A 25274-nucleotide genomic window follows, 5' to 3' on the forward strand; every position below is an offset into this window, starting at 1 on the left:
ATTCTGCATCGTAAAAAGAATTTCAAGAGTTCCAGACCTAATCCACCTATTATTTATAATAGGTCAGGTATTAAAAAATTGAGAACCTCTTTCTTTACGCTTAATTTGCATACTCCTACAGGCGTACCATTAAGTAATCTTCCATCAACACTAACTGGTGTATGTTCGTCAACTTGCAATTCTAGTTCCTTTGTGCGATAAGCTCGTACACCCTTATGGTTTAGTATTCTACCTCGTAACAAAAGATATAATCCTTCTATTGTCTGTAAGGTTTTAGGTTGAGAAACAACAGAGACATCTAACAAACCATTATACGGAACTGCACTAGGAGTCTGTCCATAACCTAAAGCGTTACCGATGCAAACCGTCATTAATCGGCGTTTAATATCTTCTGTATCGATATGAAGGTGCATTAAGAAATCAACTCTCTGGAAGAGTAAAAGAAGACTAGAAAAGATGAATGACAATGTGCGAGAAACAAAAAGATGGCGTGTACGACGGCGAAGTCCCATGATAGTTGCGACCAAGCCAGCATTCACACAATTCAAAAAATAGCGATGACAACTTTCTTCTTTTCTATTGCGATAGCGTATACAACCAAGGTCTACCTTTCTGACTCTCCGCTTGCTAAGCCATTCAATGGTCTGCTCAAGTTTATATTCATCAAATCCCCAAAAATGAGCAAAATCATTAATTACACCATTCGGGATTACTCCTAATGAAATACTCTCACGAATTGCTGGCTCCAAAGACATTAAGCAATTAACTGCATCATTCAGTGCAGAATCACCGCCAAAGATGATAATTGTTTTATACCCATTATTAATCATCATCATTGTAAGGCGTTCAACACTACGAGGGTGTTCGCTCTGCACCATATCATATTGTATATGGTGAGCCTCTAAACAATGTTCAGCTTGTTCCCACTTCTTTACAGGATTACTTAGCAATCCATTCTTAGGGCAATAGATAATACCCCATCTATTCTCGTCTACCATAAGCTTAATATTTTCTCCACTTTATCTTTCATCGGTTGCATTGCATCAATCCAATGTATTGTAAATCCACGTCGCTCCATACCGCGGAACCATGTCATTTGTCGTTTAGCAAACTGATGAATGGCAATCTCTAACTGTCGGAACATTTCATCATAAGACAATTTTCCTATAAGATATTCCGTTACAAACTTGTATTCGAGACCATAATAAATAAGATCATCAGCTGGTATACCACATTTTAATAAACCATCAACTTCATCAATCATACCAGCCTTTAAACGTTCTTTTAAACGCTTCGTTATCTTTCTCCGTCGTTCTTCACGATCTATATTTACACCTATTATTAATGAATCGATCGATGGGCACAGGCGTTCTTCTGTCGACTTTGTGAGGTTATAGGTTTCTATCTCTATCGCACGAATAGCACGCTGACAGGAATCAACATCAGTCTTATTGTGCATAACAGAATGATTCTTTTCCTTCAAATCAGCTAATAGGTGAGTTAGTTCTTCAAGGCTCTTTTCTTCTAACTTTGCTCGTAGTTCTGGATTCTGAGGTACTGGCGAGAGGCTATAACCTTTTAACACAGCCTCTATATAGAGCCCCGTACCACCACAGAGAATAGGCAATGCTCCTCTACTTCGTATATCCTCATAACAATCAAGGAAATCTTGTTGATAGCGGAAGAGATTATATTTCGTACCAGGCTCACAAATATCTATCAAATGATAAGGTACAACATGACCATCAACCATGTAATCAGCCAAGTCCTTACCCGTACCAATATCCATGCCGCGATACACCTGGCGACTATCAGCACTGATAATTTCAGCGTTGAGGCGAGCTGCTAAATGCGTTGCAAGATCAGTCTTACCCGAAGCCGTAGGACCTAATATTGTTATCATACGCCTTGCTGGACTATCTTTCGAAAACATTAATTCACTTGCTTGTTCATGATTCATGTCACAAAGATAACAAAAAAATCCCTGCCAGCAAGCTGACAGGGACTAATATTTTATCCGTCAATAACTCTCTACGCAAGAGAGAATTGCAGATGACCTTTCGGTTGGTATTACTTCAACTCTGCGAAGTACTTGATTGTACGAACCATCTGAGAAGTATAAGAGTTCTCATTGTCGTACCAAGAAACAACCTGTACCTGATAGCAATCATCGCTGATCTTGCTTACCATAGTCTGAGTTGCATCGAACAAAGAACCGAAACGCATACCGATGATATCAGAAGATACGATCTGATCCTCGTTGTAACCGAAGCTCTCTGTTGCAGCAGCCTTCATTGCAGCGTTGATACCTTCAACAGTTACGTCCTTACCCTTAACAACAGCAACAAGGATAGTTGTTGAACCTGTTGGAGTTGGAACGCGCTGTGCAGAACCAATCAACTTACCATTCAACTCTGGGATAACAAGACCGATAGCCTTAGCTGCACCAGTTGAGTTAGGAACGATGTTGCAAGCACCTGCACGTGAACGACGGAGGTCGCCCTTACGCTGTGGACCATCAAGAATCATCTGATCACCAGTGTAAGCGTGGATTGTTGACATGATACCTGACTGGATTGGAGCGTATGCATTCAAAGCAGCTGCCATTGGAGCCAAACAGTTTGTTGTACAAGAAGCTGCAGAAATAACAGTATCAGCTGCAGTCAAAGTCTTGTGGTTTGTATTGAAAACGATAGTAGGAAGATCGTTACCTGCAGGAGCAGAGATAACTACCTTCTTTGCACCAGCCTTCAAGTGAGCAGAAGCCTTCTCCTTTGATGTATAGAAACCTGTACACTCGAGTACAACGTCTACCTTATTAGCAGCCCATGGGCAGTTTGCAGCGTCCTTCTCAGCAGAAATCTTAATCTCCTTACCGTCAACGATAATTGAGTCCTCGGTAGCCTCTACAGTGTGCTTACCCTCGCCGAACTTGCCAGCGAAACCACCCTGAGCGGTATCATACTTCAACAGATGAGCAAGCATCTTAGGACTTGTCAAGTCGTTGATTGCAACAACCTCATAACCTTCAGCCTCAAACATCTGACGGAATGCGAGACGACCAATACGGCCAAAGCCGTTAATAGCTACATTTACCATTTTTACTTTAATTTATTTATAAAAGTTTATAAAACCAATTGTCTTTTTACCTCCTAATTAAACATTCTTCTATGTTACGATTGCAAAGATACAATATTTTTTTTATTTTTGCAGTCGCTTTGCGTTTAAATATTATAAAAAATGGCTCGTTTCAATTGCACAAGAGAATCAACGATAACGCGATAAACCGTGTTTGTAATATCTATGTAGCAAAGCGCATAGAAAGAATATATAATCAATAAAAGAACAAATTAATAACATTTAGAATCATGGGTAAATTCATTCAAGAGTTTAAAGACTTTGCGGTAAAGGGTAACGCAGTTGACATGGCTGTCGGTGTAATCATTGGTGGCGCATTCGGCAAGATTGTTTCGTCTATCGTTGATGACATTATCATGCCACCTATTGGCTGGTTGATTGGTGGTGCAAAGTTCACAGATCTTAAGTACACCCTCCCTGCTGTTCAAATTCCAGGAGTAGAAAAGGTGGAAGCTGCTACCATTAACTATGGTAACTTCTTACAAACTACATTAGACTTCATCATCATTGCTTTCTGTGTCTTCCTTTTAGTAAAGGGTATCAACAAACTTTCAAAGAAGAAGACTGAAGAACCAGCTGCACCAGCTCCTGCTCCAGAGCCGACAGCAGAAGAAAAACTCCTTTCAGAGATACGTGATTTACTAAAGGACAAGTAATAACTCACAACAAAAAAGAAGTCCGAGGCTATAATAGTCTCGGACTTTTTATCTTTACAGATTTATTTAACTTTATCTTCCATAACAGGAAAGCACTTTCTTATTCCCAAGAGAGCCTTTCCTTCTTTTGAAGTAAGTCTTCGCTAAAACATTAATAATGCTTCCTTTAAATATTGATTATAACTCACTGATAACCAGCTATAATATAATTTCATCATCCAAAAGCAATTATACGTATCTAACATGAGGATTTACTCCCACTCAATGGTCGAAGGTGGTTTTGAGGAGATATCGTAACATACACGATTAACTCCCTTCACCTTGCGAATAATCTCATTAGAGACATCTGCCATAAAGTCGTATGGAAGATGTGCCCAGTCAGCTGTCATTGCGTCCATTGATGTAACAGCACGCAGAGCAACTGGATGCTCATAGGTGCGCTCATCGCCCATCACTCCTACCGAACGGATCGTAGAAAGCAACACCGTTCCAGCCTGCCAAACATGATCATAAAGGCTCGAACCATCTGGCAATGTATAATCGTGCATCTTCTCGATATAGATATCATCCGCATCTTGAAGAATACGGACTTTCTCACGAGTAATATCACCTAAAATACGAACAGCTAGTCCAGGACCAGGGAACGGATGACGCTTAATAAGACGTTCTGGCATTCCCATCTCATGCCCTACACGACGCACTTCATCTTTAAACAACCAACGGAGTGGCTCGCAGAGCTGCAAGTGCATCTCTTTTGGCAATCCGCCAACATTATGGTGACTCTTAATAACCATACCCGTTATGCTCAAGCTCTCAATGCGATCAGGATAGATTGTTCCTTGTGCGAGCCACTTGGCATCAGTAATCTTCTTCGCCTCTGCATTGAATACCTCAACAAAGTTACGACCTATTATCTTGCGTTTCTCCTCTGGGTCACTTACTCCCTCAAGATCTTTAAAGAACTTTTCGGAAGCATCAACACCAATAACATTCAATCCAAGTCCCTTATAAGCATCCATCACCTTTTGGAACTCATTCTTACGCAACATACCATGATCAACGAAGATACAAGTAAGATTCTTGCCAATAGCTTTATTCAATAAGGTAGCACAAACGGATGAATCTACACCACCAGAAAGCCCAAGGATAACACGATCATTACCAACTTGATCTCGAATCTCTTGCACTGCGCTCTCTACGAATGAGGCTGCACTCCACTCCTGTTTACTACCGCAGATATCTACAACAAAGTTCTTCAGAAGCTGTTTACCTTGTAATGAGTGATAAACTTCAGGATGGAACTGAACAGCCCATACAGGTTGTGTCTTTGAAGCAAAGGCTGCATACTTAACATCGCCTGTAGAAGCGATGATCTCATAATCTGAAGGAATAGCCGTAATGGTATCACCATGGCTCATCCATACTTGAGAGCCCTTTTCAAAATCTGCGAAGAGGCGGTTATCAAGATTGATTGTCTCTAGATTCGCACGACCATACTCACGCGTACCTGTCTGTTCTACCTTACCTCCATTAGAATAAGAGATGAATTGTGCGCCATAACAGATACCCAGTACAGGTACCTTTCCGATGAATTGACTAAGATCAACCTTAAAGGCTTCTGCATCATGTACCGAATAAGGCGAACCAGAAAGGATTACACCTATCACGGACGGATCATCTTTTGGGAACTTGTTGTAAGGTAGGATTTCGCAGAAGGTATCCAACTCGCGTACACGTCGACCTATCAACTGTGTTGTCTGCGAACCGAAATCCAAAATGATTATCTTCTGTTGCATATTAGTGATGATATGTTTTAAAAAGTATCATTGCTCCGCTTTGGGGCTTTGATAACCTAAATTTACAATAAAGTCTTCTGCTGCTTGCAGTGTATCGAGCTTACCTACATCAAGAAGTTGCAAGTCGCTCTTCAATTCCCCATAGATATTCAACTTATCACAATTACTAAGATAGAAGTTCATTATGGGGAACTTATCCTCATCAACAGCCTCAACCGCCTGTATAGCAGTGGGAGCTAAGACATGAATACCCGAGAAAGCATCGAGATAATGACCATTCTGATGATAAGAAGTAGTATCATCGGTTGGCTGTACAAAATGTAATTGTCGCACATCCTCATACGGCGATTTCACCTCTCCTGTAGCAACATTCGTCCAACCAACAAGTCGCATATCTGAATTAAAGACAAGATAACGTTGCGTGATACGACGGCTTACCAACAGAAGTGCATCCGTTTTACTATCCATGGCATGCTGATAGAACGCCTTCAAATCAACATTACTAAGAATGTCTACATTATGAATGAGTACAGGCAGGCTATCATCAAAAAGCGAAGCAGCTCGCTTGATACCACCACCGGTATCAAGGAGCTGCTTCGTTTCGTCAGACACTTGAATATCCACCCCATAATCATACATATTCAGATAGTCAATAATCTGATTGGCGAAGTGATGGACATTAACAACCATACGCTTACATCCTGCGTCTATCAATCTATTTATTACATGTTCAAGCAGCGGCGCACCCCCTACCCTTACTAACGCCTTTGGCATTGTGTCAGTAATCGGTTTCAAACGAGTGCCGAGACCGGCTGCAAAAATCATTGATTGCATTAGCTTTCCTTTTATGCCTGCAAAATTACGGCTTTTATTTCAGTTGACAAAGGGAACACAAGCCTAATGTCCTCCCACGTACCTTATTAGTTCTTTCATATCTCTATAATAATATAAGGTGGATCCTCAACTTCTGAAATATGCTAAAATAGCCAACATCACTGGTAATCACTCCCCCTCTCTGGCAGAGAGGAGAAGATTAGACTTTTACTTAGCCGCCAACACCTGCTCAATACCCTGTTCTTTATGCGTTATCCACACCTCAATTCCATATTTCTTATTGAGATGTTCGGCAAGATGTTGCGCACTATAGACGGAACGATGCTGCCCACCTGTACAGCCAAAACTGAACATTAAATCCGTAAAACCACGTTGCATATAACGTTCTACATGATGATCAGCCAACTGATAAACGGGTTTCAAGAACTCAAGTATCTCACCATCATCCTCTAAGAAACGAATAACGGGTTCATCCAAACCTGTGATCTTCTTATAAGGTTCATACCGACCCGGATTATGCGTGCTCCGACAATCGAACACATAACCGCCCCCATTACCAGTTGTATCCTCAGGAATACCTTTCTTAAAGGAGAAACTAAACACGCGAACTACCAATGGTCCTTTCCCATCATATTTAGAGAATGTAGCGGGACCATCCAACGGATTCGCCTTATAGACATCCTTCTCTGCCGTTTTAAATCCATCAGTTCTATTAGCCGCCGACTTCTCAATGTGCGCAAATTGTGGTAATTGCGTGAGTCGTTTCAGCATATCAAGCATATAAGGATAAGGGAAAACCTCTTCGCCTAATGCCAATATGTCACGCAGATTCTGTATTGCTGGAGGAATAGAATCAATAAAATGCTTCTTACGTTCAAAGTAACCACGGAATCCATAAGCTCCAAGCACCTGCAACGTTCGAAACAATACGAAGAGAGAAAGGCGATTGACAAAGTGACGTTTTGAGGGTACTTCGGTATAATTCTTCAAACTTTGATAGTATTCAAACACAAGTTCACGACGCAACTTAAAGGAATACTTCGCACTTGCTTGCCACAAGAATGAAGCTAAATCGTAATAAAATGGACCCTTACGCCCACCTTGGAAGTCTATAAAATAAGGATTACCATCAGTATCTAACATGACATTCCGAGCCTGAAAGTCACGATAAAGGAACGAATCCATCTTCTCAAATGTTAGATCTTTAGCAAACATTCGGAAGTTCGCCTCAAGTTTCAACTCATGAAAATCAAGTTCTGTCGCTTTGAGAAAGCAGTATTTAAAGTAATTCAAATCGAAAAGAACGCTCTCTTGATCAAACTCCGCTTGCGGATAACACTGACAGAAATCTAATCCGCGCGCACCACGAAGCTGTATATTAGGCAACTCCCGAATAGTCCTTCGAAGCAATTCCTGTTCTGCAAGATTATATCGTCCACCCGCTTCACGACCACCTCGTATAGCATCAAAGAGAGAGATTGAACCCAAATCAGACTGGAGATAGCAGGTTTCATCAGTCGCAACTGCCAATACATGTGGCACGGGCAACTGGCGTTTCTCAAAATGTTTCGCCAGATAAACGAAAGCATGGTTCTCGTCACGACTCGTACCAATCACACCGATAACGGTCGTCCCCTCTTCATCCATCAATCGATAGTACTCACGATTACTACCAGCACCAGTAAGTTTCTCAACATTCGCTGGTTCTGCACCTCTCCAAGTCTTGTATAGTTCTAATAATTCTTTCATGCCCTTCAATTCGTTAGCGGAAACTATTCTTCCAGCTTCTTTCTTATCTCCTCCGCCTGCTTCTCCCCTTTCTTTTTATTGTCATATTGCCGCAAGAGACCATCAATTAATAACAAAATAACAAGTATGCCGCTCGTTATCCACAGTGACTTTGTTATATAATACAAGCCTCCGATCACAATGAAGAGCACTATAAATTCTTTCCAATTGACTAACCTTTTCATGCCACAAAGTTAATCAAAAGATTAGAGATAGTACCGGAATATCTGAAGTTTTTAGTCTTTATCACCTCCCTTTTCCCTATCGCCCTCTCGAAAATTCCTATTTATTCACAATCAATCCCATTACATTTTACGTTGAATAAAGGATGAAATAAGAAGGAATAATACCCGTTTTATATCATCATTATATCCCGTTAAACACAAAATATTATTTACATTTATTTTTTTAATTATAGCATAAAATAGAATCAAAAATAGCTTCTTTTAGGAATGTATATAGGTTTTAGGCAAAAGGTATATACCTTTTTGAAAAAAAGTACTATCGTTTTGGATAAAAAGTACTATCATTTTAGGTGAAAAAAACTATCATTTTGAGCGAAAAGTACCATTATTAGGGGCAGAAAGTATATACTTTATCGCACTAAAGTTGCATGATTAATCGCAACTATCTATTAATCAAGATATTACAAATCAGAACAAAATAGCCGTAAAACTCGCGTATTTGGACACGAACCTAAGCTCGGATGAAAATAACGCAAATATAAGTATCGAAATTAGCAATATTCTATTACAAAAGTGAGATGATAATTCTGATGATTCGATAGATAAAAACAAATGCCCTCGCCTATCCTTTTGATAATTTCTTAAGGACGGGCGAGGGTATTTCGCTCTACGAAATTTGTGTATTAGTATAACTGAACTTCATCTCCGATACGGAGTCCACGCTCAGCAATCGCTTTGTTTTTCTTAATAAGACTCTTCAAACGGATACCATACTTCTGTGCAATATCATACATGCTCTCTGACTTTCGCACATAATAAGGGCGATTCTTAAAATTCTTTGGTGCCTTTTTACGCTTCTTCTTTAACCAAATATACTCACCAGGAATGAGTTTATCCTTCTTATTACGCTCATTATATCTAGCTAGCTTATGTGCGCTGATGTCTAACTCCTTACTTAACGACTTAAAGGTATCTCCCTGTCTTACAATGATATAGTAGTTTTCATTATATTTATGTATCGGGTGTGGTCCCGCTATAGGAGTGTAAGCAGGAAGTCCATTATCTGGTGTGAGGACTGGTGGTTCTTCTCCGCTGTGTTTCACCATGAATCGATCGTAATGCTTTGCCTTATCGAACTCATATAGCTTATAAAGTTCAATAATGTTAATGAGCATTTGCGCATAAGAAGGGTTCGTCGCATAGCCAGCACGCTTCAAACCATACGCCCAACTACGATAATCTGTCCGATCTAAATCGAACAAACTACGATAACGAGGGCGCTCGCGAAGGAATTTGCAATGGTCTTCATAGCTTTCCAAAGCATTCTTATAGGCACGGAAACATTCTCCGCGTGCATCATCGTCATGATAAATTGTGCGACCAGTCCAACCGTGACACTTAATTCCAAAGTGGTTATTGCCCTGAATGACAAGGTCGCTACGCCCAGCACTGCTCTCTAACAAGCCTTGGGCAAGTGTGATACTGGCAGGAATACCATACTTCAACATCCCCTCAATAGCCACATCTTTGTATTGATTAATATAGTTTTGATAGACTTGATTCCACTTAATAGGGGCACCTACCATCGTGGATAAAAAGCTAAAAAGGGTGATTAAAAGAAGGATATATCGTTTCATAAGAAGTTCTTTTGGATTATATGAATGCAAAAATACACGAATTTTGATACAATCCAAAATGAATTATCTTAAATTCTCTCAAACATTACAAAACTAATCATTAACTTTGCGTTCTATGAAAGTTATTATTACATTGGGATCAAACCAGAATCAAGAAGAGAATATTAGTAAAGCTCAAAAACGACTAAGGGAAATCTTCGGAAATATCCTATTCTCTGAACCGAAATGGACTGATGCTATCGGAATTGTTTCTGATAAATTCTTAAATTGTATCGGTACTTTTGAGACATTTTATCCCCAAAATGTAATAGAACATTATCTCAAACAAATTGAAACAGAATTTGGAGATTCACACGAGAATCATAAAAAGGGGCTGGTGCTAATAGACCTTGACTTAATTAAATACGGCAATAAAACTATAAGGGAGGTTATTTGGCTATGAGATTTATGGACAAAATCATAATAACTTGTGGCATGCTTTGTATGTCTGTCCTATCCTTATCGGCACAAAAAAGTAAAGATTCAGAGGATTTAGGTAAGGCTTTAGATTATTTCACTTCACAAAAATATCATGAAGCATTGCTCATTTTTCAGAGATTAGATAAGACTTATCAGCTAAATCCTCGGTTTAAAGCATATATTGGATTGTGCTATTTTAGTGAATGGGATTATGAAATGGCTGCAAAATACCTAGATAATGCCATTCCAAAGCTTGACACCTTTGCTCCTCATGAACGTTCGGTGTATTATTATACAGCAGGAGAAAGCCATTTTAATATGAAACAATACGAAAAGGCAATACCATATTATGAGAAGACTGTCACGCTTTGTTATAAAAGAGAGAAACCGGACGCATATTATCGCATAGCGATGTGCCACATGTTCTTACAACAATGGAAATTGGCTTATGACAATTATATGAAAGCGGAAGAAGCATATAATCCTTATAAAGAAGAAGAAATCGTAAAAGTAAGGATTGCTCAAACAAAAAGAATGGCAAAAGCATGCTGGAACAATTATGTACAGAGTTTACCCAAGGATTCCCTGACAAACAATAACAATTAGGTAAAACTTTTGTAATTCTATCTACATTTACCGTCAATATATCGACAACAAACAGAAACGTGATACTTATTAAGAATCAAGTATTTACAATATATAAATGTTTGATTAAACCATAAAAAAATGTACCGAAAAAACACCAAAACAATTATTACTTTTTCTATAATTTCTTCGTCTATTAATTTTTTTTTCGTACTTTTGTTGCGTTCGATATTTAAACGTATCAATAAAGAAATAAGAATCTACTCTAAGCAACCTACAAACAAACTTGCACATAATAGGAATTATAAAGTATTACAATTCAATTATTCACAGGGTTATTTGGGTTTAACTTAGTTAGGACTAATAGATATTGATATAATCTGGTATTTATGATTAAAAACACAACAAGGGCTGGCAACGAAGACTATGATCTACGGTGTCAGCCCTTAAATTACTTTGAAGAGAAGCATCTAGTTATTCTATTGCACTCTTTATAGTTTCTACAATATAGTTTACATCATCATCTGTCACTAATGGACCACTAGGCAAACACATTCCTATCTTGAAAAGACTCTCACTCACCCCAGTTATATAAGCCGGACAGTTTTGATAACAAGGTTGCTTATGCATTGGCTTCCACAAAGGGCGACTCTCTATATTTGCCTTATCAAGATAAATGCGCATAGCTTCAATATTTGCATTCGGCTCACAATCGGTATGTGCTTCTGCAACAGAGTGAATGACACCAGCAGCACCGCCTACAGCACCTTTGACTGTCGATTGATAAGCATTCTCCTGACCCTTCACTTTCACAGAAGGATCAATTGTCATTGTATTCAACCAATAATTAGAATCGAACATAGGAGAAGGATTGGCATGGAAGGCTATACCGTCAATCTTGCTAAAGGCTTCTTCATATAAATGGGCTATATGACGATGGTGGGCTATGTGCTCATCAAGTACTGTCATCTGACCACGACCAATACCAGCACAGACATTGCTCAAACGATAGTTATAACCAATCTTCTCATGCTGATAATAAGGATATCCTTCACGAGCTTGCGTAGCATAGAACATTACTTCTGTGCAAGCTGCCTCATTTGGACAAATAAGAGCACCGCCACCAGAGGTTGTTATCATCTTATTACCATTAAAAGACAACACACCATACTCGCCAAACGTTCCACAAACTTGTCCGTTATAGCGTGAACCTAAACCTTCGGCTGCATCTTCAACGACAGGAATATTATACTTATCAGCAACAGCAAGTATCTCTTTAATTTTAGCAGGCATTCCATAAAGGTAAACAACAATGATTGCCTTTGGTTTTTTACCATTCTTCGAGATTCTATCTTTAATAGCTTCTTCCAATAATAATGGATCCATATTCCATGTTTCCTTCTCTGAATCAACAAAAACAGGAGTTGCACCCAGATAAGTAACAGGATGTGAACTTGCACAGAAAGTAAATGATTGGCAAATGACCTCATCGCCAGCCTTAACACCTAATGCTATCAAAGAAAGATGAACAGCTGCAGTTCCGGAACACAATGCAACAACACGCTTATCTTCTAAGTTTGGTAATGAATCTTTCCATAAGTTATCGGGATTATCCTCATGTGGAAGAATTGATTGTGGATAACCTTCATCTATAAAAGACGATTCTTTCTCTTTAGAATTAACCACAGAGGTAACAAATCTCTTCAGATCATCTTCAAAACCATTGACATTTGGTCCCAATGGCACCACCCAATTTGTATCAAACGCCTCTTGGATGTATTTCATCTCGTTACCACTCATGTGAGCGAGACAAAGTAAAACACGATTTCTTTCCATTTTACTAACTATATTTTTTCACCTGCATAGTCCATCTTCTTACCAAGAACCGTACAGACAATCATTTGAATATCTTTTATAAATGAATAGTGCTTTAGATAATAGAGATTTAACTTAACCTTGTCTGGAAAGATAACCTCATCATTATACTGAGCAGGGTTCTCAACAGAAGCTAAGAGTTCTTCCTCATTTCTATACTTCAAACTGGCTGGTCCTGTTATTCCAGGCTTTAACTTCAAAATATCTCTTTCTTCACCTTGCAATTGATCCGCATAACCAGGAACATCTGGGCGTGGGCCAACAAAGCTCATGTCACCTTTAAGGACATTCCAAAGTTCAGGCAACTCATCTAACTTATAACGCCTGAGTTTCTCACCAAGTGGTGTAATACGGCACTGTTCGGTTGAAGCAATAGAAGTTGCTTCTGAATCCCTACTTGCCACAGAAGCCTCTGCCTTAACAGTCATTGATCTGAACTTATATACAGTAAACAGTTTACCATATTGCCCTACTCGCTTCTGACAAAACAAAATAGAACCAGGCATCTTCACCTTGATTAGAATCGCTACAACCAACAATACAGGACTAAGGAATAGCAATCCAAACAAAGATGCAAGTTTATCAAACAACCATTTAAAAAACATAATTATACAACAATATTTAAGAATGATTTTTCCTTATCTCAAAAAAACAATCTTATTGTTCAACCCTTTTAGGTCTATACTCTACATAGTAATCTCCATTAGATAGAGTTTTTACAATCTGAATATCATTAGCAGTCTGAGCAGATTTCATAGAAGCAATATTATCAGGTGCGATTGTTCCAAACACCCGAAAACCTAACAGAGAAGAAATATCGGTTGCACATAGATTCATCATCTTATTGACTCCACGACGTTGCCAACGATAATCTGTCATATATCCTCGAAAGGATTTACCCCAAAAGAAGCTACGTTGGAAGAAATATCCAACACATATTTTTTGCAGATTAGTTTCTTCTGCAACAACTATATAAGCCAGAAAGCTTTTATCCTTTACCAACTTTTTCAATGACTGTTCGTCAAAACCATGAGGCTTAAAGAAGTGGAATACTGATGCAGGCTGTTCTACAAACATCTTTGCCAACAAAGAAAGATTACCCTTATCAAGAACCTCTATCTTATAGGAAAGCACATTACCCTCTTCTTCTGTTACCTTAGTAAAATGAGAAAGAATATTCTGAATATTCTTCATTTTACCACCATACCTTAGTCCAAAAAGGAAAGAATTGATGATACCTATGATATCCCAAATCCAAGGTAGCTTGTCACGTAAGATATGTGCTATTTTATAAAGCATCGTAAAACTCTTTTAAAGCCTTCCAAATATCCTTCTGTTCATACCTTTCCTGTATCATTGGACGAGCATTACGTCCCATACGCTTAGCCTCTTCTGGATGCTCAATAAACCATTTCATGGTATTGAGCAAAGCCTGCTGCATAACCTCAGACCCCTCTTTGAGAGGAGCTACAATAATTTTGCCATTCAGCCCATCTTTAATGATTTCATTACAACCATTGATATTTGTAACAATACAAGGCAATCCCATAGCACCTGCCTGCATTGGCACATTAGGAAATCCTTCACGATAACTTGGGAAGACAAGTGCATCAGCCTGAGCCAAGAAAGGACGTACATCACTTTGCCAGCCAACAAACTTTACCTTCTCAGAAGTTGTCAAAAACTTTTTATCAGAAGTAGAGACGGTATCCTCCTCCTCAAATGTACCAACCAATATTAACCGACAGTTCAACTGTCTCATACATTCCGTGAGTTCATGCATACCCTTATCTTTTACTATTCTTCCTATGAAGACGAAAGTAAAAGTATCTGACTTCTCAACAGTATCCTCTACAGGCTGAAAGAACTTAGTATCGATGCCATTAATATTTCCATTCCAAATCACTCGTAACGGTTTCTTTGTAATACTATCCTCTTGCAAGACATGTAAAACCCCTTGTCCTTCAGGAATAACATTCGTAGCAAAAAGGCATGAAAGACGCTCCATCGTCTTAAGAATCGTTCTCAAAAAACCATGAGCTCCTTGATAACGCAGACCAGTAACTGTATAAACTCTATGTGGCACACATGCAAACCACGCGGCTATCATTGCCAACAGACTTCCCTTAGGGGTATTAGCATGTACACACCATGGTTTCTCTTTACAGAACAGACGATACAAGAACCACAAACCCTTTATATCTTTTACTAAACTAATAGGACGTTCTAACGGAGCATCCACAACACGGATTCTCTCTCTCTCCTTAACCTCCTTCAGTACACCTGTATCTTTTGCGACACCAACAACCTCAAAATATTGGTTCAAAAACTGCAATTGCCCTTTCAGCAAACTATTTAAGGATATATCTGCAGTTGTAACGCGAATTAACTTCTTCATGCTTTAGAACTCAACACGTTCAAAATTCACATTTCCAATTCTTGCAGCATACTCAGGAAATGCACTCTTCCACATTCCTTCATGCCATAAGCTATAGACATTTTGTGCACCACTGATTAAATAATAATTTCTGCCATCTACCATAAAATATATGGATAGCTTTCACCTGTCATATATAAAGAGAACACTTTCTTCTTCATTATCCTAAACTTCATCAGAGGTTCACAATAACAGCAATCTATAAGCTTAAATAATTTATTCTCCCTTATCATAGATTAACATTCAAATCTCAAATTACCCTTCTAAAATATAACTATAGCATATTCAGGAAACCAAGAAGATATTGAAACAACGGCTCTATAAATCGATAACTTTCTCATCCATATATTATAAGATTTAGCCCCCCAAAATAAGAACTTATACTTCGTTATTTCTGACCCCCATAAAAAAGAATATTTATTATTTTAATTGGTTGTGTTAAACGAACAACATAATAGCAAACAAGGCATAAGGCACTACCAATCAATGGGATAAAAATAAAATCTGTAAAAGCTGGTGAAATGACAACCTCATTAAACTTTACAAGTGCAGTTATTGACCGCTCTATTATAAAAGTTTGTATAATATATATTCCCAAAGTATATCTTCCAATAGTACAAAAATATGAAAGCACCATCTCTGCCCTCTTTTGCTTTTCGAACAACTTATATATAAACTCACAGATGCCTATAATAACTATTGAACCAGAAAATCCTAAAAAAACTTGTACAAGAAACTTGAAAGGACTAAACATAAGTAAATTTATATCAACTTTTTCTGAAGGATTTGTCCAGTTCTGACAAACTGCAACGATGAAAAAAACAAGCGAAATACCAAATAGGGGAACTCTATAAGTTTGAATATAATCTTGATATTTATGGATTAAATAGCCAACACAAAAAAAGAAATAGAGAAAATTAATCATCAATGTTCCACCAAAAGGAATAATTAAAAGTATCACCCACGAAAGTGGAAACATTATCTCTATTGGTATTTTAATATATTTAGCAAGCCTTGCAATAAAATAGCATACAAAGAGAGTTTTTAAAAACCAGACACAACCAATTATCTCCTCACGAAATACTCCTCCAAATAAGATAATAGTTATAATCGTACAGCATACAACAGGAATTAATAACTGTTTTCCCTTTTTCATAATGAGCGTTTTCATAGGAATATCTAAACTGCGACTAGAAAAATAACCACACACCAACATAAACAAAGGCATGTGAAAAGAATAGATAATTGGTCGAACAATGCTATCTAAGTTTGGTGTCATTACATAACAATGCCCAACACATACAAGAAGTATTGCTACGAACTTTACAAAATCTAAATATGCTATTCTATCTTTACCCATTAGAAATTACATCATTATAAACCTTATTATATCCATTGACCGTTTTTGAAATATCAAACTCTAAGGCTCTATTATAACAGCGTTCTGCAATCTCGTTATAATAAGCTTCATCACTTGCCAATCGGTTGATTTCTTCAGCCAATGCTTTTGCATCCTCATGTGGGGAAAGTATACCATATCCCTTAGTAACCTCTTTCAAACCATTTACATCAGATGCAATAAAAGGCTTATGTGCACTCATTCCCTCTACATTGCTAAGGCTCAATCCTTCCCAATGAGAAGACATCACAATAACATCTGCTGCTCTCAGCACATTCGGAATATCAGTACGTAAGCCTAAGAATCTCACCCTTTCACTAACGCCAAGTGAGTCAGCTAACTGCCTAACAATATCTTGCCGTACACCAACACCTGCAAACCAAACCTCAAAATCATTACTGTTTAGTAACGCTAAAGCTTTTACAACAGTATCCTGATCTTTCGCATCTCGGAATCCAGCAACCATTAAAACGGTCTTCCTTCGTCCTTTCAATGCCAACAAGTCATTATTAGGAGTAGCATCACTGATAGCCTTAACATCTACACCATTATTAATCGTTGAGATTTGCTTATATTTTGGAGTAACCTTATCTAACCAAGCACCTCCCATATACTCTCGCAACTTCTCCTCTGCAATCTGACTGATACAAATCACATGATTATACTGCCCATACATCCAGCTTTCAATTGGCGCATACCATTTCCATTCACGTTTACGATTAGAAGTCGTATGTTCTGTAGAAACAAGCTTTTGAGAACAAAATAAGTTAGCAATTGAGACAAATAGCTGTGGTGATGAATTATGAGTATGAACAATATCATAATTCTTCATTATTTTTGCCAGCTTTAATATATAGAGTGGATTATAAACTCCATGCCCTAATGCATATATTTTTGTCTGTGGACTTTCTCTCTTCAGTTTCTGACTTAATGGTGTTTCTGTACCATTAAAGATACATAAATCCACCGTATTCCCCAAAGCTTGTAACCTTGGTATCAAATTAACTACCAACGTTTCAGCCCCACCCATATCCAAAGATGTTATGACTTGTAATATTCTCATTATTCTGTTTCTTTTAATCTACAATGTACAAATCTGTTTAACTCGTATTCTAAATAAGAATAAAACAAGAAACTTAAAAATCATTTGCTGTCACTTTTAACATTTAATCATAAACAAATGATATTTAACAGATTATACTCTCTTTTCGAATGACAAGAATGACAGCAATATTGAAATAGCGATTCTATTTCAAGCCTGCTCACCAACTTTTTCTAATAACCTTTGAATAACAACCTCTGGAGCAATCCACTGATCATAATATTTTCTTGCTCCTTCTTCTAACTGCTTACGGTAATCTTCATCAGAATTAATCTTTACCACAGCATCATATATCTCATCTACTGAATTTACAAAATGTACATGCTTACCATGTTCCAAAGGGGCAGGCATCTCTCGTGTTAAAGGTGTGGAGATAATTGCTTTCCCCATGCAAAGATATTCTGCAAGTTTCCATCCATGACATTCGCATACACTTGGTGTGTTGAAAACAACAACACTCTCTTTTGTCTTTCTAATATAATCATCCATGGAGAGTCGACTTTCATAAATAAAGTCTTTATATTCCTCCTTATATTTTGGATAATCAGGCATTTCTTGTAGCACAGAGTCACTATTTACATAAAATAATCCGCCTTCTATATTAATTCCAGCTTTCTTACAAGCTTTCAAAAACTCGCCGCGATACATATTGGTATCCATTGCTGCAAACTTATTATACCATAATGTAGAGGCATGGAAGATATAATTGTGAAGAACTTCCGTTTCACGCTCATAAGCCTCTATAGGGCGACGACGAATATTCGTATAAAGATAATCACGGAGATAGCCTTTGAAGGAAATACTTGAGTTCTTACGCCCGTTGAGAAATAGTCTTAGACAACGAATAATAGTTGCGAAACGGCTACCGAGTGTTACACCAAACTCTGGTCCAATCGCTATCAACTTATCATACTCCGTAATCTGTTCCGTAGTTGGGTTTACCATTCCATAGAGATTACACCACTCATATCTGTCTTTAAAAATCTTGGCTACATCTTCGGTATCAACAAAAACCTTCTTTTCTTGACCTTTACTTCTAATAATAAAAGCAAATCCACTATTATAATCAGCAGTATTCTCATACTTAATACCTTTGAAGGGACTTACATCATAAACTATCTTCCATCCCTTTAAAAGCCTTTTAACTCCTAACAAGTACCAAGAGGCGTAATTATACTTCAACCGTGGATCTATGATAATCTGTTTCATACCTACCATTTATTATCTTTCAGATGCATCAATAAGCCGATTATCTGGAACACCTTCCAATACCATTTTACTTTAGGTACGTTTAAGGATTTATTCGTAATACAATATTTAAATCGCCAATAGTTGATAGCTGATCGAATCTTCCACTTCAAAGAAATATCATAATCTAACATCTCTGCATAAGTCATTGTAGAAGCAATAGGGCTTTTCATCCTTATTCTTACAATTTTACTTGTAAGTCCACCTTCCAAATAATCTCTGTAATAAATTACTTTATTAAAACAAAACAGCTTATACTTTTTAGCTATCCTATTCCACACCAAAGATTCTGGGCAGAACTTTTCATTAGCAATCTCTGGGAAAGGAAACTCTCTCATAACAGAGGTTTTATAAACCTCTAATAAATCACCAGTAACATTACCATTCTCTGCATAGCGAAACTGCAATGCACTTTCATACATAGGTTCTTTAGGAAAACCTGAACCGATTAATTGCCCATCATGGTGCGCCATCAATCCACATACTCCAGCACAATCCTTATAACCTTTACACTGCTCATAATACTGAGCAATTGTTGCCAAGGAGTCTGATGGTAAAGTATCATCACTATCGAGTATTAAAATTAACTTGCCACTTGCTTCTCGTACACCTCTATTGATTGCTGTATGCTTTCCTCCATTACATTTTTTTATATAACGAATAGAGAAATCTGCATTCTCAGTGTTATGTGCTATCCATGATAATGCATATTGCTCCGTATCATCTTCAGAACCATCATCAACTATTAACCATTCGAAATCTTTAAACGTGAGATTTTTCAAGCTGTCATAAAGAGGTAAAAGTAGTTTTCCTCTATTATATGTTGGAGTTAGAATAGATATAAATGGCATATACGTATTATTTATGATAGTAAAGAGTATATTTTTTCTATTTCATTACTATTATCAATTATATGTTGTTTGAGATAATCTATATACGATTGTCGTAAGTTCGTATTATGTATCAACTCAGTAACCTTGTCAGTTGCATCCTCAACCGTCATTTCACATATACTTGCGTTAACCCTATCCTTGAATTGATCATGAACGGTAGAAAAGTTCGTAACCACAACAGGTTTACAGAGAACTTTGACTTCATCGAGTGCAATAGACTTACCCTCAAACTTTGATAAATGAACATAAAGGTCTGCACGTTTTAAATATGGGTAAGGATTAGCTTTCACTCCTAAGAATTTTACATTATCTTCCAATCCATTTTTCTTTATGAACCCTTGATAATCCCAGTCATTCGTAACACCGCCTATAAACCACCATTCAAAACTAATTCCTGATTCTTTTAGCTCCTTTGCCACCTGTACTGCGAGTTCACTTCCTTTCCCAACACTTACATATCCCAAAGAAGCTATTATAAAATCATGATGTTGCTTCATTGAAGTAGGTTCTATATGTTTATCTGCTAACTTATTAATAAGGGAAGGACTTGTTATATTCTCCATAAGATGAAACTTATCAGTATACTCAGGAAAGACCTCTTTCAATGCAGACACACATTCTTCTGATATAGTATATATTCCATCAACCTTTCCAAAGTACTTTCTGTCAGCTTTCTCATAGTATCTCCATTTACGGTAATCACTATGGAAGAATGTTATTTTCTGTTTCCCTTTTAATTTATCAACCATATAATATAAATCCTGTTGACCATTATAATCAACTATTAGATCAAAGCTTTCTTCAGTAATCTTTGGAGATATGCGAGCAAGAAAAATTCCTGCTAAGGATTTATCAATAAACGATAAAACAAATCTAATTAACGATAAAATTGCTAACAAGGGATGAAAACCAATTCCGTTTCGAAAACTAATTAAATCTTTAACCCCACTAAAGCCAGATGTTAATGCTGTAAGTCTGCTATCAGAGAGATTCCTTACTCCTGTAGGAATTTGATCACTAAAAGTTCCTGATGTGTTCATCATAAAGAGCGATACCTCATACTTCTTCTTATCAATAACATTCAATATGCTTAACATGCTCTTTGAGACCCCCCCCGTATCTAATATTCCAATTATGAATAAAATTTTCTTACGCATAGAATTATCTATTTTGTAAATGTGAATGCAGGTCTATATAATTTATTGATAGTATAATTATCATCGTATTCAAACTTATTATATAGAATACCATTACCTGCAGGAACTCCGTTTGTCAAAAATGTTTTATAAGGAACTTGCATTGGAACCCATGCATTGTTAATACGTACAAACAATGCAAAGAACACTATAATAACAAGACCTCTATTCACAGAAGAGATTCTTCTCTGACATAGTAACTTTGACATCACATAGAAAATACCCAAGAAGAATGACCATGCAAAACGTCCACCTTGTCCGAAACGCATGAAGACAAAAAGAATTGCACATAAAGCATAGCACATATTTAGGAAAGTCAATGTCTTTTTATCCTCATTGATATACCTATAATTTTTAAAGATAATAAAGATAAAGAATATTACCTCTAAAACATACTCAATTCTAAATCCTTGATCTTGATCTGTATAGCCAGCTGTTTTTCCTGTTGTATCTTCAGCACCAGCAAGTAGCATATTAGGAATTGGAGTAAGACCTATTAGAAGACAAGTAATCAATACCCGCATAATACTTTTTTTTGAATACTTTCTCAATGGTATAAAATAGATTATTCCAAATATAAGAACAGCTGTATGGAATGTTGATGCAAGAGCAACATAGAGGAAAAACCTTATAGCATTACGTTTCCAAATATGTTCTATTCCCTGCCAGACAATACCAATAGATATCATTTGCCTCAGATATGTCATCGTAAAGAAAAACATCAGTCCTAAGAATATGATACAGGCAAAGGGATAGTTATCTATATACTTGACAAATGATCTATAAAATAGAGCATAAATCAAGATTGTTGTAAATAGTATAAAAATATACCGATTAGTCGTTATAAAACTCAACAATATCTGCCAAATAAAATATCCAAATTCATTTCCATTTACAAGATAAATCGCATTGGCATAATTTCTATCTCCCCACGTAATATCTGCAATAAAATCAAAAGATTCACTATAAATATATCGATCATAGCCTCCAATCATATCGCCCAATCCTACAAACAAAGCTAAATAGATAAAGTAAATAGCCAAGAGACGTCCATCTTTAGCCAAATTTTTATTTCCTCCTACAAAAAGGAAATATAACAAACCAATTATAAATACTAAAAGATAAATACCCATGAATAAAAACTTTTATGCATTTCTGATATTAAATTCACGCCTCCAAATACGCAGTCGATTCTTTACACGCTTAAAAAAAGGAACAGGCTTGGAAATACCTCTCTGTTGAAAATCTACATCTATACCATATTTCTTAAACAGACAATCCATCTTGTAAATGTTTCTACGATCCCATTTTCCCCCTTCTATACCTGTATAGATATAAGGGATAACCTCATAGCAATCCTCAATTATCCAAGTTGGATCAACTGCTAAGTATATATGCCCTAATATTGATGAACGACGAGAAGCGAACTTTTCAGTATCCCAACCACTTTCATTATCAGCAAGAATCTCTAAAAGTTCTTCTCTTCTCCATAATGCAGCCTGACAACTCATACGATAGGGATGTCCAACAGGAATTTGTTTGAATCCTTTATAGGGTGACTCCTCTGTACCATATCCCTGCCAATTCAATATATGAAGGCATTTTACTTCTGGGTGCTCCTCCATAAATTGTACAAACTCTTCAACCAATTGATTCTGTACTGGAGCCTTTAAGAAGTAATCCTCTTGCATATACAACACAATATCGGTATCAGTCTGCATAATAGCATCTTTCAGACATAAGGACCAAGGCATTCTCTTATCCTTTGGAAAATTACGCTTCTCACAGACCTTTGTTGGTGTTATATCTAAACCAGGGAAAAAATAATCCTTATACTCTGTATTCAAAAATATTTCTCCTTTACAGTCTTTCCAGAACTCTGAAAACAACTTAAAGAAAGGTTCCCAACAATCTGAATACGAATCACATGTATTTACTACTATTGAATATTCCATTTTAATATTTATTTACATTTCACCTCCAACTAAACTTGTGTCAGCTAATTAATGCTTTCTGAATTATTAAGTTTAGTTTATCTATAACAATAGCACACATCCAGCTTATAGTCATAAGTACTATAAAAATAATAATCGGATATTTAAAACTATATATAAAATTTTGAAAGAGATAATAACAGAAATAGGTATGGATAAGCCATATACTTGTTGAACGCTTTCCCAACTCCATAAGGATTTTATCTACCCAAGAGAACCTGTGAAGCAAAGAAAAAAACATAATAAATAAAACTGTATAGAAAGGGTAAAATATTGACTGATACTTATATCTTACCAAGATAATACCAACAAATAATATTATCAAAACAAATATTAAAATATAGTTCTTATTAAATTTAAATGATAATCTCTTCTTGAAATCAGAATAATTCCAACACTTAGACAATAACATACCAAGAATGAAAGGAAACTGCAAGGTAAGGTAAGAGTCAACCCACTTAAACACCTTATAGGACTCTGTCAAACCTGAACTATACCGAGAAGATAGTCTAACTAAGATATAAGTACAAAATGAAAAAAGAAAAACCTTTATTGGATTAAACTTGTCGCAAACTGCAAATATCTTTGTACTTGACAATGTTAATAAAACATAGGGTAATAAAAACCATGTCTCATGATTATAACTATTCTTCCACCCTATATAATTATAAATTATATCTAAAAAGGAGCCTGGATATTTATCTCTACCTAAAACAAAGAAACCTATACTTACAAAGATTATCAATGTTATCCAATAATGAATATAAAGCTTGAGAATCCTTTTTAAATTATTTCTTCTACCGTGGCTAAAAGTATAATAAAGTCCATAACCACTCAATACCATAAAAAAGTCAACAGGATTCATTGCAAAAATCATATAATGAACCAACGGCTCACCTTGAATATATAAAAGTGGATTACTAAGATCGCAAAACTCTATCCTATTAAATAGATGGGCAAATACCATGAAAAGAATTGCCACACCCTTTAATGCAGAAGTATTATCTTTTGAGAAAAAACGTTCGTTCATATTATAATTCAAATAAAGACTTACGTGGAAATTTCTTCTCAAACAGACTTATAACTAACGGTTTTGCCCGCATATAATCTTCATAATCACAAAATGAAGAGTCATTTACACAGAGCGACTTTATATTAGTGTCATTTAATTTACTCTCTAAGAGAGATAAGGAAAATGTTGCTAGCTGCACAACCTGCTTCTGCATGATATTATTCTCTGGATAGAACTTATTTGATGCAAGCTGCCAATAACGGAAGAAATAATTATTCAAACTAACCTCCTCACGAAATTTAGTACAACTTTTAGCCAACATATCCCCTTCTTTGCTCCATGCCTCCTCATATACTGATTTTAAAAATGCTTTTTCATTGTGAGGGGTATAGAAATGCTGAAATTCTGTTCGTCTAAAAAGACGTATCAGATAGGCTTGTAAACGATATTTCCATCCCAAATAGCTTCCATACCACCCTTTAGGATTGGTTTTAGTTACTTCTTTTCTATTAAAATGTGCATTAACAACCTGCGTATCACAAAACTCCATAATATTTATTCCCCAACCATCAATCTCTGGAAAATAACACCGCGGAGTGAACACATGTTCAAACGGAGCATCACATGGTAAACCATTCTTAAAATAATATTCAGGAGCAATAGGCGTATTAATAAACATATCATCGTTGAATACCACAAAATGCTCACTTAACCTCGGAATACGATAAAGATTATTCTCTATAGTATTGGCCTGAAAAGTTGGAAGAAACTCATGAGGAATAAAATCTTTATGATCAACATAAGTCAACTTTGGATTATCCCAATTTAACCATTTAGGCTTTTGATTATCTGCCACAAAATAAATATGATGTACCCATGGGGTAAACTCTTCTATAGCTCTAAACCAATATTTCAGGATATTCCAATCTCTATATCTTGCATCAGCATTCTGGAAAGGAGTACCTTTATAAAGTGCTTTCTTCTTCTGCCATTCAACATCAGAACCATCAACCCAATAAATTACAAAATCAATGTTCATT

General features: G+C 36.6%; 24 protein-coding genes. 3 read left to right on the forward strand and 21 right to left on the reverse strand.

What is annotated here, in order from left to right; all coding sequences use genetic code 11:
* Positions 1-53 precede the first annotated feature (53 nt).
* From D464_RS0102085 to gap, 3 genes are all read right to left on the reverse strand, one after another.
* Positions 54-998, reverse strand: coding sequence for a diacylglycerol/lipid kinase family protein (locus D464_RS0102085; protein WP_018909927.1), 945 nt, complete (start codon positions 996-998; stop codon positions 54-56).
* The gene (miaA, locus tag D464_RS0102090) at positions 992-1960 is read right to left on the reverse strand and encodes a tRNA (adenosine(37)-N6)-dimethylallyltransferase MiaA (protein WP_018909928.1); all 969 of its coding nucleotides are present in this window, start codon (positions 1958-1960) and stop codon (positions 992-994) included. Before miaA ends, D464_RS0102085 begins: the two co-directional genes overlap by 7 nt.
* Positions 1961-2070: 110 nt before the next feature.
* A complete protein-coding gene (gene gap / locus D464_RS0102095) occupies positions 2071-3099 on the reverse strand; it encodes a type I glyceraldehyde-3-phosphate dehydrogenase (RefSeq protein WP_004383346.1) in 1029 nt (342 codons plus the stop codon).
* 269 nt (positions 3100-3368) lie between these two features.
* Between gap and mscL the strand changes: the two genes are divergently transcribed.
* Positions 3369-3794 carry a large-conductance mechanosensitive channel protein MscL gene (mscL, locus tag D464_RS0102100; RefSeq protein WP_018909929.1) on the forward strand — a complete coding sequence of 142 codons (426 nt, stop codon included), beginning with the start codon at positions 3369-3371 and terminating at the stop codon, positions 3792-3794.
* A 251-nt stretch (positions 3795-4045) separates the two neighbouring features.
* Here the strand turns inward: mscL and guaA are convergent, their stop codons facing one another.
* From guaA to D464_RS0102125, 5 genes are all read right to left on the reverse strand, one after another.
* A complete protein-coding gene (guaA, locus tag D464_RS0102105; protein ID WP_018909930.1) occupies positions 4046-5590 on the reverse strand; it encodes a glutamine-hydrolyzing GMP synthase in 1545 nt (514 codons plus the stop codon).
* A 27-nt stretch (positions 5591-5617) separates the two neighbouring features.
* Positions 5618-6424 (reverse strand): sugar phosphate nucleotidyltransferase, encoded by an 807-nt coding sequence (locus tag D464_RS0102110; protein WP_018909931.1) that lies wholly within the window; start codon positions 6422-6424, stop codon positions 5618-5620.
* Positions 6425-6631: 207 nt separating this feature from the next.
* The gene (locus tag D464_RS0102115) at positions 6632-8173 is read right to left on the reverse strand and encodes a RapZ C-terminal domain-containing protein (protein WP_018909932.1); all 1542 of its coding nucleotides are present in this window, start codon (positions 8171-8173) and stop codon (positions 6632-6634) included.
* Between the two features lie 23 nt (positions 8174-8196).
* Complete coding sequence (locus D464_RS0102120; protein ID WP_004383351.1) at positions 8197-8397, reverse strand: hypothetical protein; 201 nt, start codon at positions 8395-8397, stop codon at positions 8197-8199.
* 683 nt (positions 8398-9080) lie between these two features.
* Complete coding sequence (locus D464_RS0102125) at positions 9081-10034, reverse strand: glucosaminidase domain-containing protein (protein ID WP_024985703.1); 954 nt, start codon at positions 10032-10034, stop codon at positions 9081-9083.
* Positions 10035-10149: 115 nt separating this feature from the next.
* On the opposite strand from D464_RS0102125, the gene D464_RS0102130 reads away from it, so the two are divergent.
* Both D464_RS0102130 and D464_RS0102135 read left to right on the forward strand, forming a co-directional pair.
* Positions 10150-10476 (forward strand): 2-amino-4-hydroxy-6-hydroxymethyldihydropteridine diphosphokinase, encoded by a 327-nt coding sequence (locus D464_RS0102130; protein ID WP_018909934.1) that lies wholly within the window; start codon positions 10150-10152, stop codon positions 10474-10476.
* Between the two features lie 5 nt (positions 10477-10481).
* A complete protein-coding gene (locus tag D464_RS0102135; RefSeq protein WP_238309038.1) occupies positions 10482-11099 on the forward strand; it encodes a tetratricopeptide repeat protein in 618 nt (205 codons plus the stop codon).
* 453 nt (positions 11100-11552) lie between these two features.
* On the opposite strand, the gene D464_RS0102140 is transcribed toward D464_RS0102135, so the two are convergent.
* The 13 genes from D464_RS0102140 to D464_RS0102205 all read right to left on the reverse strand — a co-directional run bounded on the left by D464_RS0102140 (position 11553) and on the right by D464_RS0102205 (position 25273).
* Entirely contained in the window at positions 11553-12914 is a 1362-nt protein-coding gene (locus D464_RS0102140) for an aminotransferase class I/II-fold pyridoxal phosphate-dependent enzyme (RefSeq protein WP_018909936.1), read from the reverse strand.
* An 8-nt stretch (positions 12915-12922) separates the two neighbouring features.
* Positions 12923-13558, reverse strand: coding sequence for a sugar transferase (locus tag D464_RS0102145; RefSeq protein WP_018909937.1), 636 nt, complete (start codon positions 13556-13558; stop codon positions 12923-12925).
* A gap of 52 nt (positions 13559-13610) precedes the next feature.
* The gene (locus tag D464_RS0102150; protein ID WP_018909938.1) at positions 13611-14252 is read right to left on the reverse strand and encodes a GNAT family N-acetyltransferase; all 642 of its coding nucleotides are present in this window, start codon (positions 14250-14252) and stop codon (positions 13611-13613) included.
* The gene (locus D464_RS0102155; RefSeq protein ID WP_018909939.1) at positions 14242-15351 is read right to left on the reverse strand and encodes a glycosyltransferase family 4 protein; all 1110 of its coding nucleotides are present in this window, start codon (positions 15349-15351) and stop codon (positions 14242-14244) included. The genes D464_RS0102150 and D464_RS0102155 overlap by 11 nt, the downstream gene beginning before the upstream one ends.
* Positions 15352-15778: 427 nt before the next feature.
* Positions 15779-16750: an acyltransferase family protein gene (locus D464_RS0102165; RefSeq protein WP_018909941.1), complete on the reverse strand. Its 972-nt coding sequence runs from the start codon at positions 16748-16750 to the stop codon at positions 15779-15781.
* The gene (locus D464_RS0102170) at positions 16743-17852 is read right to left on the reverse strand and encodes a glycosyltransferase (RefSeq protein ID WP_018909942.1); all 1110 of its coding nucleotides are present in this window, start codon (positions 17850-17852) and stop codon (positions 16743-16745) included. The genes D464_RS0102165 and D464_RS0102170 overlap by 8 nt, the downstream gene beginning before the upstream one ends.
* Positions 17853-18041: 189 nt before the next feature.
* Positions 18042-19100 carry a glycosyltransferase gene (locus tag D464_RS0102175; protein ID WP_024985702.1) on the reverse strand — a complete coding sequence of 353 codons (1059 nt, stop codon included), beginning with the start codon at positions 19098-19100 and terminating at the stop codon, positions 18042-18044.
* A gap of 2 nt (positions 19101-19102) precedes the next feature.
* Positions 19103-19990 carry a glycosyltransferase family 2 protein gene (locus D464_RS0102180; protein ID WP_018909944.1) on the reverse strand — a complete coding sequence of 296 codons (888 nt, stop codon included), beginning with the start codon at positions 19988-19990 and terminating at the stop codon, positions 19103-19105.
* Between the two features lie 11 nt (positions 19991-20001).
* Positions 20002-21189, reverse strand: a complete 1188-nt coding sequence (locus D464_RS0102185; RefSeq protein ID WP_018909945.1) for a glycosyltransferase — start codon at positions 21187-21189, stop codon at positions 20002-20004.
* Positions 21190-21197: 8 nt separating this feature from the next.
* Complete coding sequence (locus D464_RS0102190; protein WP_018909946.1) at positions 21198-22361, reverse strand: EpsG family protein; 1164 nt, start codon at positions 22359-22361, stop codon at positions 21198-21200.
* Between the two features lie 12 nt (positions 22362-22373).
* Positions 22374-23075, reverse strand: a complete 702-nt coding sequence (locus D464_RS0102195) for a hypothetical protein (protein ID WP_238309034.1) — start codon at positions 23073-23075, stop codon at positions 22374-22376.
* 148 nt (positions 23076-23223) lie between these two features.
* Positions 23224-24252 (reverse strand): acyltransferase family protein, encoded by a 1029-nt coding sequence (locus D464_RS0102200; RefSeq protein WP_018909948.1) that lies wholly within the window; start codon positions 24250-24252, stop codon positions 23224-23226.
* Between the two features lies 1 nt (position 24253).
* The gene (locus D464_RS0102205; RefSeq protein WP_018909949.1) at positions 24254-25273 is read right to left on the reverse strand and encodes a stealth family protein; all 1020 of its coding nucleotides are present in this window, start codon (positions 25271-25273) and stop codon (positions 24254-24256) included.
* Between the last annotated feature and the right edge of the window lies 1 nt (position 25274).

Origin of the sequence: Prevotella veroralis DSM 19559 = JCM 6290 (genome assembly GCF_000377625.1) — a bacterium.
Taxonomy (GTDB): domain Bacteria; phylum Bacteroidota; class Bacteroidia; order Bacteroidales; family Bacteroidaceae; genus Prevotella; species Prevotella veroralis.

Bases quoted from the DNA above. Each gene is read 5' to 3' on its own strand.
- D464_RS0102200 (WP_018909948.1), bottom strand. From the start codon at position 24,252: ATGAACGAACGTTTTTTCTCAAAAGATAATACTTCTGCATTAAAGGGT.
- D464_RS0102115 (WP_018909932.1), bottom strand. From the start codon at position 8,173: ATGAAAGAATTATTAGAACTATACAAGACTTGGAGAGGTGCAGAACCA.
- D464_RS0102120 (WP_004383351.1), bottom strand. From the start codon at position 8,397: ATGAAAAGGTTAGTCAATTGGAAAGAATTTATAGTGCTCTTCATTGTG.
- mscL (WP_018909929.1), top strand. From the start codon at position 3,369: ATGGGTAAATTCATTCAAGAGTTTAAAGACTTTGCGGTAAAGGGTAAC.
- D464_RS0102110 (WP_018909931.1), bottom strand. From the start codon at position 6,424: ATGCAATCAATGATTTTTGCAGCCGGTCTCGGCACTCGTTTGAAACCG.
- D464_RS0102135 (WP_238309038.1), top strand. From the start codon at position 10,482: ATGGACAAAATCATAATAACTTGTGGCATGCTTTGTATGTCTGTCCTA.
- D464_RS0102180 (WP_018909944.1), bottom strand. From the start codon at position 19,990: ATGCCATTTATATCTATTCTAACTCCAACATATAATAGAGGAAAACTA.
- D464_RS0102205 (WP_018909949.1), bottom strand. From the start codon at position 25,273: ATGAACATTGATTTTGTAATTTATTGGGTTGATGGTTCTGATGTTGAA.
- D464_RS0102155 (WP_018909939.1), bottom strand. From the start codon at position 15,351: ATGAAGAAGTTAATTCGCGTTACAACTGCAGATATATCCTTAAATAGT.
- guaA (WP_018909930.1), bottom strand. From the start codon at position 5,590: ATGCAACAGAAGATAATCATTTTGGATTTCGGTTCGCAGACAACACAG.
- D464_RS0102085 (WP_018909927.1), bottom strand. From the start codon at position 998: ATGGTAGACGAGAATAGATGGGGTATTATCTATTGCCCTAAGAATGGA.
- D464_RS0102175 (WP_024985702.1), bottom strand. From the start codon at position 19,100: ATGAAACAGATTATCATAGATCCACGGTTGAAGTATAATTACGCCTCT.
- D464_RS0102185 (WP_018909945.1), bottom strand. From the start codon at position 21,189: ATGCGTAAGAAAATTTTATTCATAATTGGAATATTAGATACGGGGGGG.
- D464_RS0102190 (WP_018909946.1), bottom strand. From the start codon at position 22,361: ATGGGTATTTATCTTTTAGTATTTATAATTGGTTTGTTATATTTCCTT.
- D464_RS0102165 (WP_018909941.1), bottom strand. From the start codon at position 16,750: ATGGGTAAAGATAGAATAGCATATTTAGATTTTGTAAAGTTCGTAGCA.
- miaA (WP_018909928.1), bottom strand. From the start codon at position 1,960: ATGAATCATGAACAAGCAAGTGAATTAATGTTTTCGAAAGATAGTCCA.
- gap (WP_004383346.1), bottom strand. From the start codon at position 3,099: ATGGTAAATGTAGCTATTAACGGCTTTGGCCGTATTGGTCGTCTCGCA.
- D464_RS0102140 (WP_018909936.1), bottom strand. From the start codon at position 12,914: ATGGAAAGAAATCGTGTTTTACTTTGTCTCGCTCACATGAGTGGTAAC.
- D464_RS0102125 (WP_024985703.1), bottom strand. From the start codon at position 10,034: ATGAAACGATATATCCTTCTTTTAATCACCCTTTTTAGCTTTTTATCC.
- D464_RS0102130 (WP_018909934.1), top strand. From the start codon at position 10,150: ATGAAAGTTATTATTACATTGGGATCAAACCAGAATCAAGAAGAGAAT.
- D464_RS0102170 (WP_018909942.1), bottom strand. From the start codon at position 17,852: ATGAGAATATTACAAGTCATAACATCTTTGGATATGGGTGGGGCTGAA.
- D464_RS0102145 (WP_018909937.1), bottom strand. From the start codon at position 13,558: ATGTTTTTTAAATGGTTGTTTGATAAACTTGCATCTTTGTTTGGATTG.
- D464_RS0102150 (WP_018909938.1), bottom strand. From the start codon at position 14,252: ATGCTTTATAAAATAGCACATATCTTACGTGACAAGCTACCTTGGATT.